Origin of the sequence: Acaryochloris thomasi RCC1774 (assembly GCF_003231495.1) — a bacterium.
Lineage (GTDB): Bacteria > Cyanobacteriota > Cyanobacteriia > Thermosynechococcales > Thermosynechococcaceae > RCC1774.
Genome location: NZ_PQWO01000006.1, coordinates 279,463 through 289,386, shown reverse-complemented (window position 1 = coordinate 289,386; position 9,924 = coordinate 279,463). Strand labels below are relative to the sequence as shown.

At 49.3% G+C, this 9,924-nt stretch carries 8 protein-coding genes and 1 riboswitch; of the genes, 2 read left to right on the top strand and 6 right to left on the bottom strand.

Translation table 11 applies throughout. From position 1 onward, the window contains the following. Positions 1-287: 287 nt before the first annotated feature. Together C1752_RS12365 and C1752_RS12360 are read right to left on the bottom strand one after the other, a co-directional pair. Entirely contained in the window at positions 288-767 is a 480-nt protein-coding gene (locus C1752_RS12365; RefSeq protein ID WP_110986366.1) for a hypothetical protein, read from the bottom strand. 355 nt (positions 768-1,122) lie between these two features. Continuing rightward, complete coding sequence (locus C1752_RS12360; RefSeq protein WP_110986365.1) at positions 1,123-2,529, bottom strand: ATP-binding protein; 1,407 nt, start codon at positions 2,527-2,529, stop codon at positions 1,123-1,125. A 143-nt stretch (positions 2,530-2,672) separates the two neighbouring features. Here C1752_RS12360 and C1752_RS12355 point away from each other — a divergent pair, with 143 nt between their 5' ends. Beyond that, positions 2,673-3,647, top strand: coding sequence for a glutathione S-transferase family protein (locus tag C1752_RS12355; RefSeq protein ID WP_110986364.1), 975 nt, complete (start codon positions 2,673-2,675; stop codon positions 3,645-3,647). 49 nt (positions 3,648-3,696) lie between these two features. Then, a complete protein-coding gene (locus C1752_RS12350) occupies positions 3,697-4,206 on the top strand; it encodes a DUF1993 domain-containing protein (protein ID WP_110986363.1) in 510 nt (169 codons plus the stop codon). 164 nt (positions 4,207-4,370) lie between these two features. Next, a riboswitch (cyclic di-GMP riboswitch) is annotated at positions 4,371-4,472 on the top strand. 682 nt (positions 4,473-5,154) lie between these two features. On the opposite strand, the gene C1752_RS12345 is transcribed toward C1752_RS12350, so the two are convergent. The 4 genes from C1752_RS12345 to C1752_RS12330 all read right to left on the bottom strand — a co-directional run bounded on the left by C1752_RS12345 (position 5,155) and on the right by C1752_RS12330 (position 9,862). After that, the gene (locus C1752_RS12345) at positions 5,155-6,810 is read right to left on the bottom strand and encodes a response regulator (RefSeq protein WP_110986389.1); all 1,656 of its coding nucleotides are present in this window, start codon (positions 6,808-6,810) and stop codon (positions 5,155-5,157) included. 17 nt (positions 6,811-6,827) lie between these two features. Then, positions 6,828-7,517 (bottom strand): SDR family NAD(P)-dependent oxidoreductase, encoded by a 690-nt coding sequence (locus C1752_RS12340; protein ID WP_110986362.1) that lies wholly within the window; start codon positions 7,515-7,517, stop codon positions 6,828-6,830. A 79-nt stretch (positions 7,518-7,596) separates the two neighbouring features. Further along, a complete protein-coding gene (locus tag C1752_RS12335) occupies positions 7,597-8,778 on the bottom strand; it encodes a low temperature requirement protein A (RefSeq protein ID WP_110986361.1) in 1,182 nt (393 codons plus the stop codon). Positions 8,779-8,908: 130 nt separating this feature from the next. Beyond that, positions 8,909-9,862 carry a LysR family transcriptional regulator gene (locus C1752_RS12330; protein WP_233501551.1) on the bottom strand — a complete coding sequence of 318 codons (954 nt, stop codon included), beginning with the start codon at positions 9,860-9,862 and terminating at the stop codon, positions 8,909-8,911. Positions 9,863-9,924: the final 62 nt, after the last annotated feature.

Sequence of the window (9,924 nt, the reverse complement as noted above, 5' to 3'; positions counted from 1 at the left end):
GCCCTGGAAGCAGGTCTTCTATCTGCTCCCATTGATCATCGCGCAGAGCATATCGTCGGGGCATCTCAAAGCTCCTCACAGTAGAAGAGTCTTTAAGATGAAAGATTAATGTAGATACGTCAAGTTAGTTGATGACACGCCCTAGAATCTTCTTAGATTCTTTTTTTTAATATACAAAAAATTTAACCACAGTAATAAACACGAGACACTTTGTTTATCTTACAGAAGCTTCGCCAAATCAATCAGAATACAAATCATACATAAATCATTCAGCAAGCAACCCTAAGTCATCCAATCCATTTAATTGAATCTGGACCTGATAGACTGTCCGAGTTTGAATCAAGATGACGGTCTGGGGCCGTTCTATTTTCGTAGTCTACTGCGTTTAGATTCTTCCGGCGCTGCCTTGCACTAAATTGACGTAATATATCTTTTTCTTGGCGAAGATTTTTGACTTCCTGCTCAAGTGCGATCTTCGCTTTCTTTAGTCTGTCTTGCTGTTGGCGTAGCCGATCAATCTGCTGCTCAATACTTTGGGTCGGAGGTGCCTTGATCTCTGAAAGGCCCGTACTGTGGATAAAGTAGGTGATAGTTTGTTCTTTAATCCAACCTCGCTGAAGCAGAATCTCATGAATGGGAATTGAAGTGGAAGCATGATCGAAAAGGATCACGTCTATTTGATCTTTTGTGAGCAATCCAGCCTTCAAGAGCTGATCGAGCAACAGGTTTGATCGACTAGATTCATAGGAACTTAATTTCCGTGGCATAAGAAATATCTTCTATGTGTAGAGACAATAAGGAAACATATTGTTTTATAAAAAACAAATTATATGACTGCTGACAAACATCCTGAAAAACATTTTTTGTTTTTTCAACAGTAAATATTATCCTGCAATGACACTTCTATAAGGCTGCCCTAATGCAGAGGTCAAATAAACACCCACTTAGGTGATTTTTCGGGAAAATTCTGGGAGATCGGCAGATAAATCCATGCAAATAGATCCGCCAACCTGATTAATGATAGGCGTACAAAGCATCTCGATGCTCGGTTATTTGATGAAAAGAATTTATTAAATAACCTTCGCTACAATTTTTCTCTGAAGGCACAAAAAAGACCTAATTTTACATCGGTAACGAAACGGCAAAGCAGGTCCGTCCTGGTCTCGACTCCACCATCAGGCTACCGCTGTGGCGATTTTCGATAATCCGCCGCACGACATCTAGACCGAGGCCCGAGCCTTTACCCATAGACTTCGTGGTAAAGAAAGGTTCCAGGATACGATTTTTGACGTCTGCCGGAATGCCGGGGCCGTTGTCTTCGATTTCAACGCGCAGGTGACTGCTTTTGTGGCAAGTTCGAATGATAATTTGCGGTGCGGCTCCATCTGGCGTTCCTTCGCTGAGGGCGTCGATGGCATTGTCGATCAAGTTCGTCCACACTTGATTTAGCTCACTTCCAAAGGCCATTACCTCTGGCAGTTCTAGATCGTAGCGACGTTCAACTTTAATGCCATGCTTGAGCTTGAAGGCAAATAAGCGCAGCGTATCTTCGATGCCGTCATGAATATTAATCTGCTGTTGGGCAGCTCTATCCATGTATGAATAAGACTTCATTGACTGTACAAGGATGGAAATGCGCTCCGCTCCATCCAGGCCATTCGTGATCATTCCCATCACATCAAAGGACAGTGCTAGCCATCGCAGCCCCATATCCCGTAGTTCGGTGGCATCGTCACGCCAGCGGTCCACGAGTTGATTCAAAGCCTCAGGCTGAACACCTCCGGCAGCTAAGGGTTCAACTAGTTTCCAGGCTTCTTCGACGCCGTAGTCTTCTAGCCAATCGGTGAGGGCGTCTTCGAGGTCGCCTTGGGCAAGAGGGTCGTTTTTGGGGTTTGCGATCGCATCAAAGCCCCGGTCGCGCAATTCAATCCACTGCTCTGTATGATCATCATCGACCTGATGCTGGCCATATACGAGGTTCATGCGCTGCAGTTCAAGAATAGCGGGTTTCACGTCTTTCAAGACCCGCACTAATGCCGCCGCAGGATTATTAAGTTCGTGGGCCAGCCCAGCCGAAAGCGTCCCCAGCGCAGCCATCTTCTCTCGAGTTTGGATGAACGACTCTAGCCCGCGCAGTCGTTGCTCTACGGTGCGGAAAATATGTTTTTCAAACTCGCGGCAGCTATGCAGCACCTCTAGAAAGTCAGCACAGTCGAGTCGATAGAGATCTGTGTTGCAATCAGCCGTTAGAGTCACTGGCACCACATCTTCAGTGAGAACCTGAATTTCGCCAAAAAACGACGGGCTTTGATGACGACCGACGGGCATGTCAGTGCCGTTGCTGCGTCGGCTAACGGTAATCTGGCCGCTCAGTTGAATAAAAAAGCCTTTGGCGGGTTCGTCTTCACGGACTAAAACTTCGCCTGCAGTAAGGTGAATGTGTTGGGTGCGATCGCAAATCCAATCTAGCCGCTCGGGAGGCAAAGCTTGGAACGGTTCCATCTGCAGCAGAGCTGTAGAACAAAGCATGATCACGATTCCTTTGCTGAAACGAATGCAGTCTCCTTGATCATGCCAGATTAAGAGAAATGCATCTGTTCCCAGGGAATAACACCTTTCATCTCGCAAAAGCTAAGGTGTAAGGGTGTCACAGCCAATGCAGGAGAGCAATTATGGGACTTTTAGTGGATGGCATTTGGCAAGATAAGTGGTATGACACCTCTGAAACCGGCGGACGCTTCGTGCGCAAAGATGCCCAGTTCCGCAACTGGATTACTGCCGATGGCGCACCTGGTCCCACCGGCAGCGGTGGCTTCAAGGCCGAATCGGGGCGTTACCACCTTTATGTCTCCTACGCCTGTCCTTGGGCGCACCGAACCCTGATCTTTCGGTTGCTCAAGGGCTTAGAAGAGAGCATCCCCGTCTCAGTGGTTCACTGGTTCATGGGTGAGCATGGCTGGACCTTTGAAGCCGGTGAAGGGGTCATTGCCGACCCCCTCTTCAACGCCAAATTTGCCCATGAAATTTACACTCACGCCAACCCCAACTACACGGGGCGAGTCACGGTCCCGATCTTGTGGGACAAACAAACCCAAACCATTGTTAATAACGAATCGTCTGAAATCATCCGCATGTTTAACAGCGCCTTTGATTCAGCAGGAGCCAAGCCCGGAGACTACTATCCTTCAGAACTGCGGGCCGAGATCGATAGCCTCAACGATCGCATCTACAACACCGTCAACAATGGCGTATACAAATGCGGGTTTGCCACCACTCAAGATGCCTATGAAGAAGCTCTGCAGCCCCTTTTCGAAACCCTCGACTGGCTAAACGAACGACTGGCCCACCGGCACTATCTAACAGGCGAACAGCTTACAGAAGCAGATTGGCGACTGTTCACGACTCTGATCCGCTTTGATCCGGTCTACGTCGGCCACTTCAAATGCAATATCCGACGGATTGTGGATTATCCCAACCTGTGGGGCTACGTCCGCGATCTGTATCAAATACCTGGTATTGCCGAGACGGTCAATTTTATACACATTAAACGGCACTATTACCAAAGTCATAGCACGATCAATCCGACCCAAGTCGTTCCGAGTGGTCCTGACCTCGACTTGCTAGCTCCCCACCAGCGAGGAACTTAAGTTTTAAGATCACTGCACACCTCATTTCAGCCACGGAGACAGCGACACCATGACAATTTCGATGTACCAAGCCTCGATCCCTCCTATGGTTCGAGCCCTCAATAACCTAATCGGGATTCTTGAGAAAGGGGCTGCCCATGCAGAAAGTAAAGGAATCGACGCCAGCATCCTGATCAATGCTCGCCTCTTTCCAGACATGTTCCCCCTTGCCAAGCAAATTCAGATTGCCTCAGACGTCTCAAGGAGGGGAGCTGCAAGGCTCGCCGGGACGGAAGCGCCCGCGATGGAAGACAATGAGTCAACATTCCCAGAACTGATCGCCCGTTTAAGGGCAACCATAGAGTACTTAGAAACGTTTGCACCGGAGCAAATCGATGGGTCAGAGGAGAACATCATTACGCTTCCCGTCAAAGATGATGTCTATAAATTTCCTGGCCTACCCTATCTTCTCTCTTTTGTGATGCCCAATGTCTACTTCCATGTGACAACGGCGTACGACATTCTCAGACATTGTGGCGTTGAAATCGGCAAGATTGATTATTTGGGACAGCCCAATTAGAACAGCCTCAATCTTGGGTGGCTCTTCCGGCCAGAGTCTGTAATACCACGGATATCAACTTGAAATGATGTTCCTAATTCCCGTAGTTACCCTGTGTTCCTAGGCGGGTCACGGTGTCTATATTAGGAGTATCGGCTGTCACCCCCCGTGCAGCCCTCAAAAAGTCCCCGAAAAGGCAACTTATTCCGAAAGGATAAGACGCAAACTCGCAGTCCTAAATCACCATCAGGTAAGAATGAAGGTGAATGGACGATGCCAGTACCGAAGGGACTTTTTTTATTAATCCGTCCCTTTCAACACCATCATCTCTGGCAACGCTAGAGGTGCCTGTGATTTCCGTCACACAGACACAAAGCTGGTTGCTGAAAAGAGTAGCAAAGGTCCGGTGGTGCTTGTCGCAACCCGGACCTTACCCCCAACACTAGCTGTTTCCCCCCGTACTAGTGCCGAAGCCCAAGCGAGAGGTATTGTCTGCCTCTCAAAAAAAGCAAGCTTTTTTTTACCCAGGTTATGCATTAACCTTGAGTATTGCTACTGATGGCTCTATTAGCTTGTTCTACTATTGTGCCCAGCTTAAGCGTAAATTTACGGATTCTTTATGAAGAATGATGAAATGATGATATTGCTGGTTTCATCAACTCTTTTATTTTTTCAAGAGAGCTTGAAGCCTCTCTAAGCGCAATAGTATTTGTTGGATATTTGGGTTGCGATCGCATCCGCACTCAGCAGCATAATTAGGTTTTAGCGATACGTGCCAAAACTTCTTTCACCCCTATCTCTCTAATCTAAACGTCAGACAGATTAAACATAGAATAGAGAGCCAGAGATTGGCCGGTTCGAGAAATTAATGGGTGCCGTCTTTGTGCTCATCCAACTTATTTTGCCCCACATTTTTATAAAACGACATCTAGCACCGCCACCCATGTGCCTAAGACCGCAGCACCGGCATCAAACATTTGCTAAATGTCGATGTACAAACTGTACACAGATAGATCCTTCACCCACACCTGAAGCCACTCGCTTCACAGAGCCGTGGCGAACGTCACCCACCGCAAAAATACCTGGTATGTTGGTCTCCAGTAAGAAGCGATCGCGTTCCAAGGGCCAAGCTCTCTCCTCTGGTATATCTGGGCCTGTACAAACAAAACCTCGCTGATCTCGCTCCACTAAATCTGCTAGCCATTCAGTGCTGGGGGTCGCACCAATGAAAATAAACAGAGAATTTGTCGCCAGCGTCTTCACCTCGCCAGTCTGAGAATCTTTAACCAATAAAGTTTCTAACTTATCGTTCCCCTGGGCTTCGATCACGCTGTGGAACGGCCACACCTCGATATTATCTGTGCTGTCAATCTGGTCGATCAGATATTGAGACATACTTTTCGTCAAAGACTCGCCCCGCACCAGCATCCTCACCTTGCGGGCGTACTTAGAAAAATACATCGCGGCCTGCCCGGCTGAGTTTGCCCCGCCCACTACATAGACCTCTTCATCCTTGCAGGCTGCGGCCTCCGTTTGAGCCGCGCCGTAATAGACACCAGCCCCAGTAAATTGCTCAACGCCCGGAACAGTCAACCGCCGCCAAGCCACACCCATCGAAAGAATCAGAGCATGACAGCTAATCTCGCTGCCGTCTGACAACGTGATAATTCGGTAGTTCTCCTCCAGGCGGATGGACTTGGCCTCCTGAGGGTTAAGGATTTCCACACCAAAGCGCTTGGCCTGGGTCACGGCTCGCCGCGCCAAATCAGCTCCGCTTAGTCCCACCGGAAAACCCAAGTAGTTTTCAATCCGAGAGCTGGTCCCCGCCTGTCCACCCGGCGCTTCTCGCTCAATCATCACGGTTCGCAAGCCCTCTGATGCGCCATAGACTGCTGCGGCTAATCCGGCAGGACCGCCGCCAATAATCACGAGATCGTAAAAGGGGCTTTCGGCCTCGGTTTGCATCCCAACCTGCTGAGCAAGCTGAGCTGTGGTCGGCTTCACTAATTTTTCGCCATCGGGAAGCAGCACTAGCGGCAAACAAGGGTTATCGTTCTCGCCAGCATAGGTGACGAGCTGCTGAGCTTCTTGATTATTTTCAATGTCGAGCCAGCGATAGGGAATCTGATTACGGGCTAAAAAATCTCTCAGGGCGTGGGAATTAGGAGACCAGCGATCGCTAATCACTTTTACGCCTTTAAACTCGGGCTTAAATGTTGCCTGCCAATCACGAATCAGATCGTCCAAAACCGGGTAGAGCTTTTCCTCAGGAGGATCCCAGGGCTTGAGTAAATAGTAATCGAGCTGCGCTTTGTTAATGGAGTCGATGGCGGCATTCGTGTCAGCATAGGCAGTGAGTAACGCCCGCTTCGCCGCCGGAAAAATCTCGCTGGCCTGCTCTAAGAACTCAACACCGTTCATCTCAGGCATCCGTTGGTCAACCAGGAAGAGCGCGACTGTATCGCCGCGTAGCTTGAGTTGCTGCACCACATCTAAAGCCTTTGCGCCAGAGTCAGCCCGAGTAATGCGAAAGCGATCGCCATACTGTTTGCGAAGATCGCGAGCGATCGCCTGCAGCACGGCGGGATCGTCATCAACAACGATAATTGCTGGTTTTGAGGTCATGTTTGCCACCATTCAGATTAGGCTCCTCTCGCATTCATTGCTGGAACTTGAATTTCTTTAGTACAGGTTGATCGAAACAGAGAAAGAACGCAGTCAATAATGCTCAGTAGATCAAAAAGCGGTGTCGCATGATCGTCCGATTCTCCGGCTTCGCTCAGGTCAGATAGAACTTCAGGAGCTGCAATATTTCCAGGATTCATTACTGTGACCGCAATTCTATCGTCTCGTAGCGCGTGAACAACGCCACGCAAACCGAACTTTGACGCTGAATTTGCCACTTCTCTTGCGGGAAAATTATCTAGCCCTGACAGAGCACCCATCAATATGACTTTAGGGTTTGGTGATTTTCGCAGAGACAGTAACAAGGATTTTACAAGGAGAATGGGTGTTATGAAGTTAACAGACAATACCTGAGCTATATCCTCGTCAGAACACTGCTCGAAAGCATACTCGGAAGTAAATGCTTGGGTCTCCCACGTACCGCCCATATAAAGTAATCCATTCAGTGCAGTATCTGCTACCGCCTTCTTAATTGCTTCGATACCTTTCTCCTGGCTGACATCAGCTTCAACCCAACGCCCGAACGGAGCTGGAGAACGAGAAACTGCAGTCAATTGACGTGTACGAGAGACAAGATGCTCAGTGACTTTGGCACCAATGCCTCGACTGGCAACGACGACGACGAGCTGATCAAATGAAGTTTGCAAGATTCTTTGTACCTCTCAGCTTTCAACTTGCTTCACATCGAGTGTTTTGCAATTGCTCTACTTAATCGAGTCAGTTATCTTACACGCCAGCTTTAGAGGGTTCTGGTTTACCCTGATATAGGTCTAAGCTGACTTGCACAATTCCGACGGCTGCGATTAGGGCAATCACGGTGATGGGAAGAAGCTGGGTGCCTGCGATCGCAACTCCTAAAACCACCCCCACAGCCCACAACCGATGCCGAGTTCTTGCCTTACAGAAAAAGATTACCCCCGTACGATGCAGCACGGCTAGAGAGAAATAGCACATCGCCACCGATCCACAAATCAGCCAGCGTTCAGGCGTGGGTAGAGCTGCAGTACTGGCACTGGCGATAATGTGTTCGACACCAACGCCAGTTGCCGCCAGCCCAATCACGAAAGGAAGGTGGATATAGAGCCAAACCTGGAGGCCCAAGATACGTCCAGAGGTGCGGGCCTTTTCTAGGGCAGAACCTTCGACATTCTCAAAATAGATCCACCAAAGTGAGAAAGCGGTGGTGAACCCTAGAACAGCAGCCCCGATGCTCAAGCTGCTCCAGTCCATATCTGAGATGCCATTGACCACAGCAATAATCGCTTCCCCCAACACAATGATTGTGAACAAGCCAAACCGCTCAGGAAGATGCTCAGGATGGGGTGGGATCTGGAGGGTGTATTTCCCCGCACTCAGCGGTGTCGCAAAATCGATCGCTAAGCCCACGGCCCATAGACCCAGACGAAACGGGAGCGGGACAAAGACTGAAATGAGCCACAGCAGTGCGCCAATGCTAAACCCAAAAGCGTAGCGATTGGTGAGGGGACGCGCTTTGGGAATATGCCACCCAGCCCAGAGATATTCGAAAATCAACATCACTCGCGAAGCGGCATAGGCGAGCGCAAAGCCAATGGAACTTTCGCCTAAACCGTGATGGACGTTTACGGCTAGAGATGCGATCGCAAGCATCTGCAGCCCCATGATCACCCGCCGGACAATATCGTCCGTATCAAAGCGATTGGCATAAAAAGTCGTTCCAATCCAGGCCCACCACACGGGTATAAACAGTACCGCAAAGCTGAGAAATCCTGGCAGCGAAACATCATCGCTGAGTTTATGAGCTAACTGCGAGACCGCGACCACAAAAACCAGATCGTAAAACAGCTCCAACCAAGTTGCATGGCGAGGTTGACCTTCTTCACCTTCTCCCACTCGAAGGCGGGGTGGCTGCAGCCATTGTCGAGTCATAAAGTACCTCTGCAAGAAGATTGCCGACCTTTAAAACTACTGTCGCAATAGTCAGATTGTTTTGTAAAGCCTTCCAAATCAGGGCTTTACAGGAAAGACCATAAAAGCGCGAAGCAAACGAAAACCTCATTTAGAGATCGGATAGACGCTGTGCGGCAGCTATAAGCTGACTTCTGAGCCATTGGTGCTGGGGACGATTATTGTGACGCTGATGCCAGACCATAGACACCGTGAATCCCGTCACGTCGATGGGCGGCGGCAGTAGCTTTAGCCCCATCTCCCTAGCACATCGCTCCGCCATTCGCTTGGGCAAGAGGGCGACGCAGTCTGAGTTGGCCAACATAAAGGGCACAGCCATAAAGTGAGGCGTTGACCAAACAACCTGGCGAGACTGCTGCTGCTGTTCCAGGATTAGATCGCCAACGCCTCGAAAGTCATCCTGAAGTGAAACTAGGATATGAGATCTCGATGCATACTCCTCTAGCGATAGTTCAGTCAACGGACAGTCGCTCTGCACCACACAGACAAACTCTTCCGGATAAAGTGCTTCACGAATATGCCAGCGCTTCAGATCTAAGCCCGCTCCGATGAACAAATCGATGCTGTTGTTATCAAGAGAAGCTAAGGCTGTATCCTTATCCATGCCCGCGATTCGCACCTGAATTTCAGGCGCTTGCTGCATTAATTCTGGGAGCAAATGGGCGCTGAGGGTCGCCTCAACGTAGTCATTAGTGGCAATTCTAAAATCCTCTTGAGCAGTGGCAGGGTCGAAGACATCTTTCGCCAGCAGCGTTTCCTGAATATCTGTGAGCACCTGTCGCACCTGAGGACTGATCTCACGGGCATAGGGGGTCACTTCCATCTGTCGCTGTGAAGTCCGAATCAAAATCGGATCGCCAAGCACTGCCCGCAAACGCTTAAGTGCATGGCTCATTGCTGACTGGCTCATGTTCAGCTTCTCAGCAGCCTGAGTCACACTCGCCTCTTCAACGAGAATGTCAAAGGCAAGCAGCAGATTTAAGTCGAGCTGGCGGAGGCTGGCGTAGTCAATCGTCACAGAAGACTCTTCTGGAATTAGATTCATCGATACTAACTATCTATGATATTCATTTGACCAATACTGTCAATGGTCATTAGTCTACCGAT

Bases quoted from the DNA above. Each gene is read 5' to 3' on its own strand.
- C1752_RS12365 (WP_110986366.1), bottom strand. From the start codon at position 767: ATGCCACGGAAATTAAGTTCCTATGAATCTAGTCGATCAAACCTGTTG.
- C1752_RS12360 (WP_110986365.1), bottom strand. From the start codon at position 2,529: ATGCTTTGTTCTACAGCTCTGCTGCAGATGGAACCGTTCCAAGCTTTG.
- C1752_RS12345 (WP_110986389.1), bottom strand. From the start codon at position 6,810: ATGACCTCAAAACCAGCAATTATCGTTGTTGATGACGATCCCGCCGTG.
- C1752_RS12355 (WP_110986364.1), top strand. From the start codon at position 2,673: ATGGGACTTTTAGTGGATGGCATTTGGCAAGATAAGTGGTATGACACC.
- C1752_RS12335 (WP_110986361.1), bottom strand. From the start codon at position 8,778: ATGACTCGACAATGGCTGCAGCCACCCCGCCTTCGAGTGGGAGAAGGT.
- C1752_RS12350 (WP_110986363.1), top strand. From the start codon at position 3,697: ATGACAATTTCGATGTACCAAGCCTCGATCCCTCCTATGGTTCGAGCC.
- C1752_RS12330 (WP_233501551.1), bottom strand. From the start codon at position 9,862: ATGAATCTAATTCCAGAAGAGTCTTCTGTGACGATTGACTACGCCAGC.